Origin of the sequence: Streptomyces sp. AC555_RSS877 (assembly GCF_019049245.1) — a bacterium.
Taxonomy (GTDB): domain Bacteria; phylum Actinomycetota; class Actinomycetes; order Streptomycetales; family Streptomycetaceae; genus Streptomyces.
Genome location: NZ_JAGMUK010000007.1, coordinates 71,771 through 86,813 on the forward strand (window position 1 = coordinate 71,771; position 15,043 = coordinate 86,813).

The 15,043-nt window shown below is 71.4% G+C and carries 16 protein-coding genes; 6 read left to right on the forward strand and 10 right to left on the reverse strand.

The genetic code is table 11. The annotated features are described in order from the left end of the window. Nucleotides 1-9 precede the first annotated feature (9 nt). From mqnE to KUM49_RS04195, 3 genes are read right to left on the reverse strand one after another with little or no spacing between them, the layout of a single operon-like run. Nucleotides 10-1,173 (reverse strand): aminofutalosine synthase MqnE, encoded by a 1,164-nt coding sequence (mqnE, locus tag KUM49_RS04185; RefSeq protein ID WP_217235301.1) that lies wholly within the window; start codon nucleotides 1,171-1,173, stop codon nucleotides 10-12. 50 nt (nucleotides 1,174-1,223) lie between these two features. Next, complete coding sequence (locus KUM49_RS04190) at nucleotides 1,224-1,679, reverse strand: Lrp/AsnC family transcriptional regulator (protein ID WP_217235302.1); 456 nt, start codon at nucleotides 1,677-1,679, stop codon at nucleotides 1,224-1,226. A gap of 44 nt (nucleotides 1,680-1,723) precedes the next feature. Further along, nucleotides 1,724-2,422: a UbiX family flavin prenyltransferase gene (locus KUM49_RS04195; RefSeq protein ID WP_217235303.1), complete on the reverse strand. Its 699-nt coding sequence runs from the start codon at nucleotides 2,420-2,422 to the stop codon at nucleotides 1,724-1,726. A gap of 90 nt (nucleotides 2,423-2,512) precedes the next feature. On the opposite strand from KUM49_RS04195, the gene KUM49_RS04200 reads away from it, so the two are divergent. Continuing rightward, nucleotides 2,513-3,118 (forward strand): rhomboid family intramembrane serine protease, encoded by a 606-nt coding sequence (locus KUM49_RS04200; RefSeq protein WP_217235304.1) that lies wholly within the window; start codon nucleotides 2,513-2,515, stop codon nucleotides 3,116-3,118. On the opposite strand, the gene mqnP is transcribed toward KUM49_RS04200, so the two are convergent. Both mqnP and KUM49_RS04210 read right to left on the reverse strand, forming a co-directional pair. Continuing rightward, nucleotides 3,108-4,013 (reverse strand): menaquinone biosynthesis prenyltransferase MqnP, encoded by a 906-nt coding sequence (gene mqnP, locus KUM49_RS04205; protein ID WP_217235305.1) that lies wholly within the window; start codon nucleotides 4,011-4,013, stop codon nucleotides 3,108-3,110. The genes KUM49_RS04200 and mqnP overlap by 11 nt on opposite strands. Beyond that, complete coding sequence (locus tag KUM49_RS04210) at nucleotides 4,010-5,467, reverse strand: menaquinone biosynthesis decarboxylase (protein WP_217235306.1); 1,458 nt, start codon at nucleotides 5,465-5,467, stop codon at nucleotides 4,010-4,012. Before KUM49_RS04210 ends, mqnP begins: the two co-directional genes overlap by 4 nt. An 88-nt stretch (nucleotides 5,468-5,555) precedes the next feature. On the opposite strand from KUM49_RS04210, the gene KUM49_RS04215 reads away from it, so the two are divergent. Next, on the forward strand, nucleotides 5,556-5,921 hold the full coding sequence (locus KUM49_RS04215; RefSeq protein ID WP_217235307.1) for a PLD nuclease N-terminal domain-containing protein: 366 nt from the start codon (nucleotides 5,556-5,558) through the stop codon (nucleotides 5,919-5,921). 28 nt (nucleotides 5,922-5,949) lie between these two features. Here KUM49_RS04215 and KUM49_RS04220 read toward each other — a convergent pair whose 3' ends face one another. The 5 genes from KUM49_RS04220 to KUM49_RS04240 all read right to left on the reverse strand — a co-directional run bounded on the left by KUM49_RS04220 (nucleotide 5,950) and on the right by KUM49_RS04240 (nucleotide 9,705). After that, on the reverse strand, nucleotides 5,950-6,573 hold the full coding sequence (locus KUM49_RS04220) for a hypothetical protein (RefSeq protein ID WP_217235308.1): 624 nt from the start codon (nucleotides 6,571-6,573) through the stop codon (nucleotides 5,950-5,952). Nucleotides 6,574-6,715: 142 nt separating this feature from the next. Then, on the reverse strand, nucleotides 6,716-7,483 hold the full coding sequence (locus KUM49_RS04225; RefSeq protein WP_217235309.1) for a CDP-alcohol phosphatidyltransferase family protein: 768 nt from the start codon (nucleotides 7,481-7,483) through the stop codon (nucleotides 6,716-6,718). A gap of 258 nt (nucleotides 7,484-7,741) precedes the next feature. Beyond that, the gene (locus KUM49_RS04230; RefSeq protein WP_217235310.1) at nucleotides 7,742-8,194 is read right to left on the reverse strand and encodes a hypothetical protein; all 453 of its coding nucleotides are present in this window, start codon (nucleotides 8,192-8,194) and stop codon (nucleotides 7,742-7,744) included. A gap of 26 nt (nucleotides 8,195-8,220) precedes the next feature. Next, nucleotides 8,221-8,436 carry a hypothetical protein gene (locus KUM49_RS04235; protein ID WP_217235311.1) on the reverse strand — a complete coding sequence of 72 codons (216 nt, stop codon included), beginning with the start codon at nucleotides 8,434-8,436 and terminating at the stop codon, nucleotides 8,221-8,223. A gap of 9 nt (nucleotides 8,437-8,445) precedes the next feature. Next, nucleotides 8,446-9,705, reverse strand: coding sequence for a PucR family transcriptional regulator (locus KUM49_RS04240; protein WP_217235312.1), 1,260 nt, complete (start codon nucleotides 9,703-9,705; stop codon nucleotides 8,446-8,448). A 99-nt stretch (nucleotides 9,706-9,804) separates the two neighbouring features. Between KUM49_RS04240 and KUM49_RS04245 the strand changes: the two genes are divergently transcribed. The 4 genes from KUM49_RS04245 to KUM49_RS04260 all read left to right on the forward strand — a co-directional run bounded on the left by KUM49_RS04245 (nucleotide 9,805) and on the right by KUM49_RS04260 (nucleotide 15,014). Beyond that, entirely contained in the window at nucleotides 9,805-10,263 is a 459-nt protein-coding gene (locus KUM49_RS04245; protein WP_217235313.1) for a nucleoside deaminase, read from the forward strand. Beyond that, entirely contained in the window at nucleotides 10,256-11,221 is a 966-nt protein-coding gene (locus KUM49_RS04250) for an isopenicillin N synthase family oxygenase (protein ID WP_217235314.1), read from the forward strand. The genes KUM49_RS04245 and KUM49_RS04250 overlap by 8 nt, the downstream gene beginning before the upstream one ends. Nucleotides 11,222-11,331: 110 nt before the next feature. Continuing rightward, complete coding sequence (locus KUM49_RS04255) at nucleotides 11,332-13,443, forward strand: hypothetical protein (RefSeq protein ID WP_217235315.1); 2,112 nt, start codon at nucleotides 11,332-11,334, stop codon at nucleotides 13,441-13,443. After that, nucleotides 13,443-15,014 carry a hypothetical protein gene (locus tag KUM49_RS04260; protein ID WP_217235316.1) on the forward strand — a complete coding sequence of 524 codons (1,572 nt, stop codon included), beginning with the start codon at nucleotides 13,443-13,445 and terminating at the stop codon, nucleotides 15,012-15,014. Before KUM49_RS04255 ends, KUM49_RS04260 begins: the two co-directional genes overlap by 1 nt. The last annotated feature ends 29 nt before the right edge of the window (nucleotides 15,015-15,043 follow it).

Genomic DNA, 15,043 nt, shown 5'->3' on the forward strand with positions numbered 1-15,043 from the left:
CGCGGCGCCTCACACGCGCATCGGCTGCGGGGACTCCCGACGCGCCGGGTCGGGACCGTCGTACTCGCGGATGATCTCGTACCGCGTGTTCCGCTCGACGGGCCGGAAACCGGCGTCGCGGATGAGATCCAGCAGGTCCTCGCGGGTCAGCTTGTTCGGCGTGCCGTAGTTGTCCGCGTCGTGCGTGATCTTGTACTCGACGACCGAGCCGTCCATGTCGTCGGCGCCGTGCTGGAGCGCGAGCTGCGCGGTCTGGACACCGTGCATGACCCAGAAGACCTTGACGTGCGGGACGTTGTCGAAGAGCAGCCGGGAGACCGCGAAGGTCTTCAGCGCCTCAGCACCGGTCGCCATCTGCGTACGCGCCTGAAGGCGGTTGCGGACCTTCCCGTCCTGCACGTCCACGAAGTCGTGCTGGTAGCGGAGCGGGATGAAGACCTGGAAGCCGCCGGTCTCGTCCTGGAGCTCACGCAGGCGCAGCACGTGGTCGACGCGGTGACGGGGCTCCTCGATGTGGCCGTACAGCATGGTGCACGGGGTCTTGAGCCCCTTCTCGTGCGCGAGCCGGTGGATCCGCGACCAGTCTTCCCAGTGGGTGCGGTGGTCCACGATGTGCTGCCGGACCTCCCAGTCGAAGATCTCCGCGCCGCCGCCGGTGAGGGACTCGAGCCCCGCGTCGATCAGCTCGTCGAGGATCTCGGAGGCGGACAGCCCCGAGATGGTCTCGAAGTGGTGGATCTCCGTCGCCGTGAACGCCTTCAGCGACACGCTCGGCAGCGCGGCCTTCAACTCCCGCAGCGAGCGCGGGTAGTACCGCCACGGCAGGTTGGGGTGCAGCCCGTTGACGATGTGCAGCTCGGTGAGGTTCTCGCCCTCCATCGACTTGGCGAGCTTGACGGCCTCCTCGATGCGCATCGTGTACGCGTCCTTCTCGCCCGGCTTGCGCTGGAAGGAGCAGTAGGCGCAGGACGCCGTGCACACGTTGGTCATGTTGAGGTGGCGGTTGACGTTGAAGTGGACGACGTCGCCGTTCTTCCGCGTCCGCACCTCGTGCGCGAGACCGCCCAGCCAGGCCAGGTCGTCCGACTCGTAGAGCGCGATGCCGTCCTCGCGGGTCAGCCGCTCACCGGCCCGGACCTTGTCCTCCAGCTCGCGCTTGAGCCCGACATCCATGCTTGTACCTCTCCTCAGTGACAAACCGTGTCAACCGTACGCCTGCCCGCCTACTCCTCCTCGGGCAGCTCACCCACCCGGTTCTCCCACTTGGTGGAGAGCACGATGGTGGTACGGGTGCGGGACACGCCCTTGGTGCCGCTGAGCCGCCGGATGATCTTCTCCAGGCCGTCCACGTCGGTCGCCCGCACCTTGAGCATGAACGAGTCGTCGCCCGCGATGAACCAGCAGTCCTCGATCTCGGACAGGTCCTTCAGCCGTCGGGCCACGTCCTCGTGGTCGGCGGCGTCCGAGAGCGAGATGCCGATCAGGGCGATGACACCGAGGCCGAGCGAGGCGGAGTCGACCGTGGCCCGGTACCCGGTGATGACGCCGGCCGCCTCCAGCCGGTTGATGCGGTCGGTGACGCTGGGTCCCGACAGACCGACGAGGCGTCCCAGCTCCGCGTAGGAGGCCCGGCCGTTCTCCCTCAGGGCCTGGATGAGCTGCCTGTCCACCGCGTCCATGCGATTGAAGCCTTCCGATGAAGAGACTGAAGAGGTAGTGGTGCTTACTCGGGCGGTTCGGGCCGCTCGGCCCGGGAGCTCCCCAACTCGCCCGCCCACCGGCGGTACAGCCCGTGCCGGACGCCCGCCGCGTCGAGGACCCGTCCTGCGACGAAGTCCACCAGGTCCTGGATGTGGGTCGCGCCCGCGTAGAAGGCGGGCGAGGCCGGTACGACGCTCGCGCCCGCGTCGTCGAGCGCGACCAGGTGCCGCAGGGTCTGCCCGTTCAGGGGGGTCTCCCGCACGGCCACGACCAGCGTCCGCCGCTCCTTGAGGGTGACGCTCGCGGCCCGTTGCAGCAGGTCCTTGGACAGACCCAGCGCGACGCCGGCGACACACGCGGTGGAGGCCGGCACGATCAGCATCCCCTTCGAGGGGTACGACCCCGACGACGGCCCCGCCGCCAGGTCCCCGGCACTCCAGTGCCGTACGCCGTCGATGTCGGCCTCGAAGGTCCCCGGCTTCCCGTCGGCGCCCCTGGACAGCCATTCCCGCAGGTCGTCCTGCCAGTGGGCGTCCCGGAAGGAGATCCCGGTCTCGTCCAGGAGGGTCAGCCGGGAGGCCCGGGACACGACCAGGTCGACGCTCTCCCCGGCGGCGAGCAGCGCACGCAGCACGGCAGCGGCATAAGGGGTGCCGGAGGCGCCGGACACCCCTACGATCCAAGGCGTACGCGGCGTCTCTCCTGGCTTGACTGGGTTCACAACCCCGAGCCTATCCGGCGTCGCAGGGTGGGAACCGGCCAAGGGGTCCGGGCCGTTCCTCGGAGGGACGAGCGAGCTGTGGGGGTTGCCATGCCCGGCAGGGAACTGGAGTGGTCGCGCGGCGACCGTGCGAGGACCGCGGCCATGCTGATGGCGGGCTGGGTCGCGCTGCTGTGGCTCCTCGAGGTGGTGGACGTGGCCACGGGCCACGCGCTGGACGACTTCGGGATCGTCCCGCGCGTTCCCGGCGAGCTGGTCGACATCGTCCCCGCCGCCTTCCTGCACTTCGGCTTCGCCCATGTGGCCGCCAACAGCGTGCCGCTGCTGGTCCTCGGCTTCCTGGCGGCGCTGGGCGGTCTGCGCCGCTTCGCGGCGGTGTGCGCGCTGATCATCGTCGCGGACGGCCTGGGTGTGTGGCTGATATCCCCGGCACACAGCAACACCGCGGGCGCCTCCGGGCTGATCTTCGGCCTCTTCGGCTTCCTGATGGTCAGCGGCTTCGTCGAGCGCCGGCCGCTCGGGGTTCTGATCGGCCTGCTGGTCGGCGCGGTCTGGGGCGGCGCGATCCTCTCGGGCCTCGCCCCCACGCAGTCCGGGGTCAGCTGGCAGGGCCACCTGATCGGGCTCGTGTCGGGCGTGGCGGCGGCGTTCGTGTTCCGCCGCCGGGCCGGGACCGCCCCCGCGCTCACACCGTGAGGCCGCGCACCAGCAGATCCAGCAGCGCACACACGAACAGGGCAATCCCGATGAACCCGTTGACGCTGAAGAACGCCCTGTTCAGGCGGGACAGGTCATGGGGTCGCACGATCGAGTGCTCGTAGACGAACGCGCCCGCGACGATCATCAGGCCGAACCAGAAGAAGGCACCCGCGTCGGTCGCCGCGGCGTACCAGACGAACAACGCCGTCGTGGCGGCGTGGCAGACCCGCGCGCCCCACACCGCCGCCGGAATGCCGAAGCGGGCCGGGACCGACATGACGCCGATCTCGCGGTCGGTGTCGACGTCCTGGCAGGCGTAGATCAGGTCGAAGCCGCCGATCCAGACGCCGACGGCGAGACCGAGGATCACCGCGTCCCAGGACCACTCGCCGCTGATCGCCAGCCAGCCGCCGACCGGGCCCATCGCCTGGGCGAGACCGAGGATGGCCTGAGGGAAGTTCGTGAACCGCTTGCCGTAGGGGTAGACCACCATCGGGATCACCGCGATGGGGGCCAGCGCCAGGCACAGCGGGTTCAGCAGGGCCGCCGAGCCGAGGAAGACCACCAGCGCGACCAGCGCGCCCGTCCAGGCGTGCTTCACCGACATCGCGCCGGTGACCAGCTCGCGGTGCGCGGTGCGGGGGTTCCGGGCGTCGATCTCCCGGTCGATGATCCGGTTGACGGCCATCGCGAAGGTCCGCAGGCCCACCATGCAGACGGTGACCAGGAGAAGGCGGCCCCAGTGGATGTTCTTGTCCCACTGGAACATCGCGGTGAGCGCGGCGATGTAGGCGAAGGGCAGCGCGAACACGGAGTGCTCGATCATGACGAGGCGCAGGAAGGCCTTCGTGCGCCCCGGCTGCTGCGGAAGCGCCGCGGAAGCTGAACTCACAGCCCGTACTCCTTCCAGCGGCGGTCGACCGTCGCCGCCGTCTCGGGGTCGGACAGCACCATCTCGGGCCAGCCGCCGTCTCGCGTGTAGCCCTCCTCGGGCCACTTCCTCGTCGCGTCGATGCCCGCCTTGCCGCCCCAGAACTGCTGGTAGGAGGCATGATCGAGATGGTCGACGGGACCTTCGACGACCGAGAGGTCACGGGCGTAGTCCGTGTTGCCGAGGGCCCGCCACGCGACCTCGTGCAGGTCGTGGACGTCACAGTCGGCGTCGACGACCACGATCAGCTTGGTCAGGGACATCATGTGTGCCCCCCAGACCGCGTGCATCACCTTCTGCGCGTGCTTCGGGTACTTCTTGTCGATCGACACGATCGCGCAGTTGTGGAAGCCGCCGGCCTCGGGCAGGTGGTAGTCCACGATGTCCGGCACGATGATCTTCAGCAGCGGGAGGAAGAACCGCTCGGTCGCACGGCCCAGGGGTCCGTCCTCCGTCGGAGGGCGGCCTACGACGATCGACTGCAACAGCGGACGCTTCCGCATCGTCACGCAGTCGATCTTCAGGGCGGGGAAGGGCTCCTGCGGGGTGTAGAAGCCGGTGTGATCGCCGAAGGGACCCTCCGGCAGCATCTCCCCCGGCTCCAGCCAGCCCTCGATCACGACCTCCGCCTGCGCCGGCACCTGCAGCGGCACCGTCTTGCAGTCGACCATCTCGATCCGCTTGCCCGCGATGAACCCGGCGAACAGGTATTCGTCGATGTCACCGGGCAGGGGCGCGGTGGAGGCGTACGTCACGGCGGGCGGACACCCGAAGGCGATCGCGACCGGCAGCCGCTCGCCCCGCCGCGCCGCGACCTGGTAGTGGTTGCGGCTGTCCTTGTGGATCTGCCAGTGCATGCCGATGGTGCGCTTGTCGTGGCGCTGCAGGCGGTACAGGCCCAGGTTCCGGATGCCGCTCTCCGGATCCCTGGTGTGGGTGAGCCCCAGGTTGAAGAAGGAGCCGCCGTCCTGCGGCCAGGTGAAGAGCGCGGGCAGCTGGTCGAGGTCGACGTCGTCACCCTGGAGCACGACCTCCTGTACGGGCGCGTCCCCCGGCTTCACCTTCTTCGGCGGTACGTGCGTCATCGCGCCGAGCTTCCCGAACGCCTCCCGCACGCCCACGAAGCCGTGCGGCAGCTCGGGCCGCAGCAGCCCGCCGATCTTCTCGGAGATCTCGCCGTACGACTTCAGCCCGAGGGCCTTCAGCAGCCGCCGGTCGGTCCCGAAGACGTTCATCGCGAGGGGCATCGCGGAGCCCTTCACGTTCTCGAAGAGCAGCGCCGGGCCGCCGGACTTCTGCACCCGGTCGACGATCTCCCCTACCTCCAGATACGGGTCCACCTCGACCTTGACGCGCTTGAGGTCGCCCTCGCGCTCCAGGGCCCTGAGCAGGGAACGAAGATCGTCGTAAGCCATGGGGTCAAGTATCCCCGAGCGGCTACCCTGGCCCGGTACCTGGGGTCCGTGCCCGCGGCCCCGACGACTGTTCCACTGGAAGGCCCCCATGCTCCGGGTACTGATGTTCCTCGTGCCACTGGCGCTGAGCGTGTACGCGTTCATCGACTGCATCAGCACGAAGGACCAGGACGTCCGCTACATGCCCAAGCCGCTGTGGGCCATCCTCGTCCTGGTTTTCCCGCTCGCCGGCTCCCTCTCCTGGCTCATCGCGGGCAAGAAGCGGCACCCGGCCGGCGCGGGCGGCTCCGCAGGCTCCGCCGGTTCGCCGTGGAGCCGGGGCGGCAGGCAGCAGTGGGTGGCGCCCGACGACAATCCCGAGTTCCTCAAGTCCCTCAAGGACGAGAAGTCCCCCGACGACGAGGACAAGAAGGACCAGGACAAGAAGGACGGCGGCGAGGACCCCACCGCCTGACCCCACCGCCCGACACCACCACCTGACGTCAGCCGGTGACCAGGTGGGCCTGTTCCACGTGCTCCACCTTGAGATACCGCTCGCCGAACTCCTTCTCCAGGACCGGCCGGGCCTTGTCCGGATCGTCGACGCCCACGGCCACGTACCCGCTCTCGTCCACGCCGACTTCACGCAGGGCGAAGGTGCCCTCCCAGCGGTTCATGCCCTCGCCGATCCGCTCGGCGAGGGCGGCCAGGTCCTCGCGGTTCACGTCGGTGCTGTGCAGCCGCACCCTCACGCCCTTCTCGGCGGCGGCGCAGGCGGCGGTGTCGAAGGCGGAGGACGGGATGCGCCACACGTCCACGGCGTTGTCGTCATCGTCGACGGACAGACCCGTGTAGACGGCGGCGTGCCGGCCGGCGGTGAGCTTGTCGAGGTGGACCAGCGTCCGGTCCAGCGGGTTGTCGGGGAGCAAGTCGTCGTCCGTGGGAACGGGGCGGGTGCCGACGCATTTCCTGTCCGTGGCCGCCGCCTTGATCTCGGCGGGTGCCACCCGGGAACCCACGTCGGTGTGGCCGGTCTCCAGCTCGTCGATGTACAACCCGGCGGCCACGACCACCCCGGCGGTCGCGAGGCCCGCCGCGATCCAGGTGCGGTGCCAGATATCCCTCATGTCCCCCTCCGTCCCTCGTCGTCAGCACTCTGACGCCGGAAGGGACACGGAGGTTCAGGCGTTCTCGCGCAGGACGAGTCCCGCCGGTCAGCGCAGAGCGGAGGTGAAGTGAGGAGTGTGCCGTCACCTTCGTACGGCTGCCTCAGCGCAGCCGTGACGACGACAGGATCGACAGCAGGTGGGCCGGGACCATCACCCAGGTGATCACGGCGAGCGCGCCCAGGGCCCAGCGGGTCGGCTCGATGCCGCCGGTCATCTCGTCGGCGACGGCGGCGACCAGCAGCACCAGGGACGCCTCGATGCCGTTCGTCACACGGTGGATCTTGAAGGCGGCGGCGAGGCGGCGTACCGTCGCCACGCCCTGGGAGCGCGGGCGGGTCGACTCGTCGTCGACGACGCCCAGCCCGCGCCGGGCGCGTGCCACGTCCACGAGGTCGGTGGAAGCCTTCAGGAGGACGACGCCGAGCGCGGTGGCGATGCCGATCGACAGCCAGCCGCCGACGCCCGACTCGGCGGCCCGGTAGCCCGCGCCCGCCAGCAGGGCGGCGTCGGCCAGGTAGGCGCCGAGGCGGTCGACGTAGATGCCGGATGCGCTGTTCTGGCCCTTCCAGCGGGCGACTTCGCCGTCCACGCAGTCGAAGAGCAGGAACAGCTGCATGAGGACGACGGCCAGTACGGCACCGGTCAGGCCCGGGATCATCAGCGCGGCCCCGGACGCGACCCCGCACACCACCATCGTCCAGGTCAGCTGGTCGGGGGTGACCGGCGTGCGCACCAGCTGGCGGGTGAACCGCAGCGAGAGGCGCCGCATGTAGAGCCGGCCCGCCCAGTGCTCGCCGTTGCGGCTCGCCAGCTTGGCCTGCGGCTGGCAGACCTCGCGCAGCTCCTCCAGAACCGGAGCAGCAACCATGAACGTTCCTCCAAGAGGGCCCAACTGCCGCGGACACGGCGGTGATCGGCACAGGTTACCTGCCCGGACTCCTGGACATTTCGCCGGGAATTTTGACACGGTTCCGGCTGTGCATGGCGCCGTACAACGGGACGAGCGAAGTCACCCTGCGCTGAGGGCGTGAGCCACAACGCCCTGAGGAGGGGGCCTGGAAGCCGGTCTCCGGACTCCGGGTCCCTCCTCTTCTACGCGTCCGCTTCCTGCGCTCCCGTGGCTCCGCTACAGGTCACTGCGGAGCGTGCCCGGTGCCGTCCGTTGCTCCAGCACGGACAGCAGCCGTTGCCGGTCGGACAGGCGGACCAGCAGCAGCGGCATCTCCGTCCGCTGCCCCTTGTTGCCTTCCAGCACGAGCAGGCCGGCGCTCCTCGTCCGTCCTGTGCTGCGGGCGGTGCGCGGGACCGAGGCGAGCTCGGTCCAGGGGATCCGCGACGTACGGCCGCGGAAGCGCACGGCAGCGCCCTCCTGGTCCAGCCTGATCTGCATGAGCCGGGTCAGCAGCGGTACCGCAAGCATCGCGGCGGCCAGGCCGCCCCACAGCAGCCGGCCTTGGAGACCGTGGCCGAAAGCCACCCTGGGCAGCACGAGCAGCAGGCCGGGTACGACCAGCAGCAGGCCGAACCGCAGGGCGGGCCGGACGACCAGGTCCGGTTCAGGACGCTCCCTCGGTGACAACGAGACTTCCTCACTCTCTCGCATGCTCACCCCCCGCAGATCTTCCGCAGATTGCTGATCAGCGGGTCGATGGGCGCGGAGCGCATTCCCGGGAGCTTCCCCGTCGCCCAGCTTGTGCCGCCCACCGTCGCCAGGTCGGCTCCGAGCATGTCCCGCGCCCGAGGGAACCACCACATCACGCCGTTGACAAGCCTGCGCAGGTCGGGAATGGGACCGCGTTCGCCCAACGGCAGCAGCGGCACAGCCAGCCCCTAGGCCACCGTCCGCAAGCCGCCCGCCACCGTCGGGCTCGTCCCCCGCACCACCCGGTGCGCGCAGGCCGCCGTCAGGAGTTCGCCCAGCAGGTCCGGGTCGCCGATCTCCAGCCCGAGCAAGGACTCGATCCGCTCCAGCCGCTGGTAGAGGGACTGCCGGCCGATGTGCAGCAGGGCGGCCGTGCGGGTGGGTGAGCAGCCGTGCCGCAGGTGGACCTCCAGGGTGCGGACGAGGTCGCTGGGGTGGGCCGCCTCCCAGGCCAGCAGCGGGCCCAGGGCGTGCTGGACCAGCCCGGCGAGCCGCTCCCGGTTGGCGTCCACGCCACCCCGGGTCAGCTCCCGTTCCAGGGCGAGGGCGCGCGAGGACGTGACCAGCGCGCCGTCCGGTACGCCCGGTTCGGCGGCCGGCACGGTCAGCGCGAGCTCCAGCGTCGTACGGGCCGCACGCAGCGTGTCGCTCCAGCGCAGCCGGCCTCCACCGGCGGCGACGGCGTGCCCGACCGCGACGGTCAGGCCGGGCTCGGCGGCCGTACGGAAGGCGTCCTGGACGGCCCGTACCGGGTCGCCGGCACGCGAGCCGGGCAGTGACAGCAACGCCAGTACGTCCCCCGGGAACGTCGCCCGGAGCACCCCCGCCCCGCCGAGCAGCCGTACCGCACGGTCCACGGTGCTCACGTCCCGCGTGCCGTGCAGGGACACCCCCAGCAGGCGGGCGCCGGGGCCCGGGTGGAACCCGGCCAGCGCCGCCCGCGCCTCCACCTCGGGCTGATTCAGTGCCGCCCGGTCGGCCAGGTCCGCGAGCAGCGCGGCCGTGTGGTCGTCGCCCCACGGCCGTACCACCGACCGCCCGGACAGGCCCCGGGCCACGATCGCCCGGTTCGCGGCCTCCGTGATCCGTACGAAGGGCACGACCCGGTGCAGGGCCAGCAGCGGCAGCCCCACGCGGCGGGCCTCGTCGGTCACCTCGGCCGGCATCGACGGCAGCGACCGCCCCACCTCCACCGCGAGCCCGGCCGCGTCCCGTGCCGCCAGCTCACGCACGTACCGCCGCCGGACCTCCTCGCCCGCGTCCGTCAGCCCGAAGCCGTTGGTCAGCAGCAGCTCACCGCCGTCCAGGAAGTTCGCGCCCTCGTACACCTCGCTGGAGTGCACCCAGCGCACCGGGCGGTCCAGGGCGCTCTCACCTGCCAGCAGTTCGGGCTCGGCGGCCCGCACCGGGTCCAGCTCCAGGATGTCGCGGAGGGTGAGTGCGGGCACGGGAACCTCCGGGGCACTGACAGTTCGTCCGGCTACGGGATGCCCGGAGAGTACTTTCCGCACGTTGCCCTCGTGTTTCCGCCACAGGAGAGTGAAGCCATGGACCCTTTGGATCAGGCGACGGCCCGCAGCTGGCTCGCCACCGCCGTCGCGGAGGCCCGCGCCGGGCTCGCCGAGGGCGGCATCCCGATCGGCGCCGCCCTCTACGGCACCGACGGCACCCTGCTCGGCCGCGGCCACAACCGCCGCGTCCAGGACGACGACCCCTCGACGCACGCGGAGACGGCCGCCTTCCGGAACGCGGGACGGCAGCGGTCGTACCGCGGTACGACGATGGTGACCACCCTCTCCCCGTGCTGGTACTGCTCCGGACTGGTCCGCCAGTTCGGCATCTCGCGGGTCGTCGTCGGCGAGGCGGCCACCTTCCACGGCGGCCACGACTGGCTGGCGGAGCACGGCGTGCAGATCGTGCTCCTGGACGATCCCGAGTGCGTCGAGATGATGCGCGACTTCATCAAGAACAACCCGGCACTGTGGAACGAGGACATCGGTGAGTAAGCCCCGCATCCCCACGATCGACCTGAAGCCCTGGGTCGAAGGCACCCCCGACACCCGCGCCGAGATCGCCCGTACCGTCGACGAGGCCCTCCAGACCGCCGGGTTCCTGCTGGTCACCGGGCATGGGGTGGACCCTGCCCTGCGGTCCGGGATCCGGGAGGCGGCGCGGGCGTTCTTCCGGATGCCGGTCGACGTCAAGCAGCCGTACGCGGCGAAGGTCGGCGGGCGCGGCTGGCTCGGGCCGGGCGCGGAGGCCAACGGGTATTCGGAGGGGACGGAGACCCCGCCGGACCTGAAGGAGTCGTTGACGTTCGCGACGCACGAGCACTTCGAGGACCCCGTGATCGACGCGGAGTGGGCGGCGCCGAACGTCTGGCCTGCCGAGGTGCCGGAACTGCGGGAACTCTGCGAGGAGTACCTGGCGCGGATGGCCGGCCTGGAGAAGGAGCTGCTGTCCCTGCTGGGCGAGGCGCTCGGGCTCGACGCCGGGTTCTTCTCGAAGCACATGGACCGTCCGACGTACGGCTTCAACATCAACTGGTATCCGGGGACGGAGGTCGTCGGTGAGCCGCAGCCGGGCCAGTTCCGGATCGGCCCGCACACCGACTTCGGGACGGTGACGATCCTCGACCGGCAGGCCGGCAAGGGCGGACTGCAGGTCTGGACGGAGCAGGGCGGCTGGGAGGACGCGCCCTTCGACCCGGAGGCGTTCACCGTCAACGTCGGTGACCTGCTGGCCCGTTGGACCGGAGACCGCTGGCGTTCGGGACGGCACCGCGTGCTGCCCCCGCCGGCCGACGCGCCCGCCGAGGAGCTGATGTCCCTCGTCTACTTCGGCGAGTGCACGCCGGGCACGCTGGTGGAGTCGCTGCCCGCGCCGGTGGGACGGGTGGCGTACGAGCCCGTCGACTCGCACGTGTACCTGCGGGCGAAGCTGGACTCGATCACCGTAGCCTGAATCGTCGGGACGGGTCGAGAGTTTCGTAACACAACGGACATCACCGGGTCTGGCCCGCACCAACTCCCTCTCCTTACCCTGAGGTTGGAGTCTCTGGGGGGAGAGATGCGGTGGGCAGACCGTTGCACGGGCGCGGGGCGCTGTTCGACACCGATCCGGCCGGCCTTGCTCCGCGGCTCGTGGGCCTGCGTCCGCATCAGCACCGGGCCACTGCCGTGGAGCATCCGAAGGAGCTGCCCTTCGTGCTGCTGACCGGGGGGCGCGGGCTCGGCAAGAGTGCGGTGCTCGGCGAGTTGCGGGACGCCTACAAGGGGCACACACCGGTCGCGTCGATCGACTGCGAGGACGTCCAGTTCGCGAGGCCGACCGGGGGGCGGCCCCTGGAGGCCTGGTCGCCGGTGTCGCAGGCGCTGCTGGTCGTCGCCGAGCAGCTGGCCGAGCCGGTGACCGGGGCCGGGCGGATCGCGTTCCCGCGGCTGATGTCGGGTCTGGTCGCGGTCGCGGCGGGCGGCTGGGACGACGCGGACTCCGAGCGGATCCGGCGCGAGGTGGAGCGGATCCTGCTGCTGAACGAGGGCGGGTCGTGGGTCGCCGGGTTCGCGGGGCGGATGGCCGGCCGGGTCACCGCCAACGTCGTCGCGGCGGTGAGCGGCACCGGGCCGCTCGTGGCGTCGGCGATCGAGGCGACCCTGGAGTCCTTCTCCGACAGTTTCGTCAACCGGCGCCAGCAGCGCGCCTCCGCCTGGTGGCGCGACTACCCGAACGCGGGCGGCGACGCCCGGCGCGGGCTGATCCTGCTGTCCGGGCACTTCCGGGCCGGCGGCACCTCCCGGGAGCACGCCGAGCGGTATCTCGTACGGGCGCTGCTCGCCGACCTGGCCGACGCGTACGCGGGGGTGCTGCCGCGGATGCAGCGGCTGGGGCGGCCCCTCGTGCTCATCGACAACGCGCACCAAGCCCCCGGTCCCGGCCTGGCCGACGCCATACTGCGCGACCGCGCCGGCGGGATCGCCGACCAGGTCGTGTTCGTCGGCGGTCTGCGCGGCACCGACCGCCCGGTCCTGCGCAGCGCCGTCCGGCGGACCCTGGCGGAGGTCGCGCGGCGCGGCGACTGGGCGCCGGACCCGGCGGCCCCGTCGTCCCGGGCGCTGCTGGTGGCGCTGCCGCCGCTGAGCCCGGACGACACCCTGCACCTGGTGGGCGCCGCCTGCGCACAGGCTGCGGTGCCGCCCCAACTGCCGTACGCCATCCACCGGCTGACCGGCGGCAACCCGCTGGGGATCGTCCACCTGGCCGACTCCGCCGCGCAGAACCTGCCGGGCGCCGCCTCCCTCGGGGAACTGCTGACCGCGGACGTACGGCTGGACGACGACCGCGACGGGCGGCCCACCTATCTCGAACTCCTCGACCGGCTGGTGCCCGCCGACCGGCTGGACGAGCTGACCGTGCTGGCCGCCGCGCACGACCACGCCTCGGCCTGCGCGCTCGCCGAGGCGCTTCTGCCGGACGACTTCGGCCCGGCGGACGTGCGGGCGCTGGAGACCCGGCTGGTGGCGGAGGGGCTGCCGGAGGTGCCGGGCCGGTTCGTCGGGGACTTCTTCGTACGGACCCTGCTGTTGCTGCGGCTGCACCACCGGGACCCGGACCACGGGCAGTGGCGGCAGGCGCACGAGACGCTGATCCGCTACTACGCGCACGCGGCCGACGACGACGATCCGGCCCGCGCCCGCTACCGGCTGCACCACGAACTCGCGCTGGGTGGCGCGGAGTCGGCGGTGGCGTACCTGCGTGACACGTTCCCCGCTCTGGACATCCGCGTCTGGCTGCGGTCGCTGCGGTTCATCGCGTCGGCGCCCTACTTCCACGCCCACGACCCCGAGGGCCACGACTTCGCCGGAGCCGGACGGGACGACCGGCGGGCGGCGGTCGCGCTCGGGCGTACGGACGCCGGGCAGGTCGTGCCGGAGGGTGCGGACGCCGTCCTGCACCTGCGCATACGGCGGCTGCTGCACGCCGTGTGGCAGCTGACCGACCCGCTCGCGCTGCCCGACGCGAAGGTGTGCGACCGGCTGCGGTTCGAGCTGGAGCAGCTGTCCAACCTGCGGCCGGCGGGCAACGCGCTGCTGTGGCGCGCCTCGCGGGACTGGCCCGAGGACGCCCTCGCCGGGCGGGCGTTGCGCGTCCCGGACGACGACGAGGACGAAGCGGACGGGGAGGCGTGATGGCGGGGAGCGGTGCGGGCGGGGGTTCGGGCAGAGGCTTCGGCACCCGGCTGCGTGAGGGGATCTGGGAGATACCGCTGCGCCGCTGTCTCGCCCTGCTGGTCGCCGCCGCGGTGGTGGCCGGGCTGGTCCTCGGCGTCCGGGTGCTCGCGCACGACGACCGGTCCTGCGCGGCCGGGGTGGTCCGGCCCGAGGGCAGCGACGAGTGCGTGGGCGTGTCGGCGACGGACTACTACTTCGGCCGGCCCCAGCTGCGGGAGACCGTCAGGGCGATCGACCGGGAGAACAGGTCGCTCAAGGCGGACAGCTATGTCACCGTCGCCCTGCTCGAACCCTTCACCTCGACCGACGCCGACAACCTCGGGGACGTCCTGCACGAGTTGCAGGGCGCGTATCTGGCCCAGTACCAGGCCAACCACAAGTCGGCCGGGCAGACCCCGGCGATCCGGCTGGTGCTGGCCAACCCCGGGGCGACCGGCGCCCACTGGGAGCACACGGTCGACCAGCTGGAGAAGATGACCGAGGGCCCGGACCGGCTGCGGGCGGTGACCGGGGTGGGGCTGAGCACCGAGAACAACAAGAAGGCGGTCGCCGAGCTGACCCGGCGCGGGATTCCGGTGATCGGCTCCTCCATCACAGCCGACGACCTCGCCAACGGTCAGGACGGCACCGATCCCTTCCCGGGGCTGGCCCGGGTCTCCCCCACCAACACCGACGAGGCCCGCGCGCTCGCCTCCTTCGCCAAGGTGACCGCGGGCAACGCGCTGCTGGTGTACGACAAGCCGGGCGACCCGTACACGACGACGCTGCAGAAGTCGTTCGCCGACCTCATCAAGGGCTCGCCGTACGAGCCGCAGCCCTTCACCCCGCCCGACGACCGCAGCCAGGAGGGCACCACCGCCAACACGTTCCGGCAGATCACCCACCTGGTGTGCGACACGGCTCCGGACACCGACACCATCCTGTTCGCCGGACGCCACACCCAGCTGCGGCAGTTCATCAACGCGCTCGGCGGGCGCGGCTGCCAGGACCGCAGGTTCACGCTGCTGACCGGCGACGAGGGCTCCTACCTGACCGGCGACAAGGACCTCGACCGCAGCGCCCTCACGCACAACCTGTCCGTGCGCTACACCGCCCTCGCCCACCCGGACGCCTGGACGAAGGACCCGGCGAAGACGGGCGGCTCGGCGCAGGGCGCGAGCGTCCTGAACGGTCTGCTCGCGAGCAGCAAGCGCGAGCCGGTCGGCCCGATCGGCCCGATCACCCTGTCGGACGGCCAGCTGATCATCGCTTACGACGCCATGCAGCTGGCCGTCAAGGGCATCCGCGAGGCCACCCCCGACGGCGAGGTGGTCCCGCCGCTCGCCGATGTCGGCCTGCAGTGGCCGCAGGTCAAGGGCTCGCTGAAGGTGAGCGGGGCGAGCGGCTGGATCTGCCTGGACGTGCACGGCAACCCGTACGACAAGGCCGTACCGGTGGTGGAGGTGACCCCGCAGGGCGCCAACCGTTTCGTGAGGATCGCCTGGCCGGAGGGAAAGCCGCCGGCGGAGGAGTGCCTGCCGCCGTCGTAGGACCGGCGAAGGCCGGCTCCCATGACTCA

Bases quoted from the DNA above. Each gene is read 5' to 3' on its own strand.
- KUM49_RS04220 (WP_217235308.1), bottom strand. From the start codon at position 6,573: ATGAGGGATATCTGGCACCGCACCTGGATCGCGGCGGGCCTCGCGACC.
- KUM49_RS04245 (WP_217235313.1), top strand. From the start codon at position 9,805: ATGGACCCTTTGGATCAGGCGACGGCCCGCAGCTGGCTCGCCACCGCC.
- KUM49_RS04210 (WP_217235306.1), bottom strand. From the start codon at position 5,467: ATGGCTTACGACGATCTTCGTTCCCTGCTCAGGGCCCTGGAGCGCGAG.
- KUM49_RS04190 (WP_217235302.1), bottom strand. From the start codon at position 1,679: ATGGACGCGGTGGACAGGCAGCTCATCCAGGCCCTGAGGGAGAACGGC.
- KUM49_RS04260 (WP_217235316.1), top strand. From the start codon at position 13,443: ATGGCGGGGAGCGGTGCGGGCGGGGGTTCGGGCAGAGGCTTCGGCACC.
- mqnE (WP_217235301.1), bottom strand. From the start codon at position 1,173: ATGGATGTCGGGCTCAAGCGCGAGCTGGAGGACAAGGTCCGGGCCGGT.
- KUM49_RS04225 (WP_217235309.1), bottom strand. From the start codon at position 7,483: ATGGTTGCTGCTCCGGTTCTGGAGGAGCTGCGCGAGGTCTGCCAGCCG.
- KUM49_RS04215 (WP_217235307.1), top strand. From the start codon at position 5,556: ATGCTCCGGGTACTGATGTTCCTCGTGCCACTGGCGCTGAGCGTGTAC.
- KUM49_RS04200 (WP_217235304.1), top strand. From the start codon at position 2,513: ATGCCCGGCAGGGAACTGGAGTGGTCGCGCGGCGACCGTGCGAGGACC.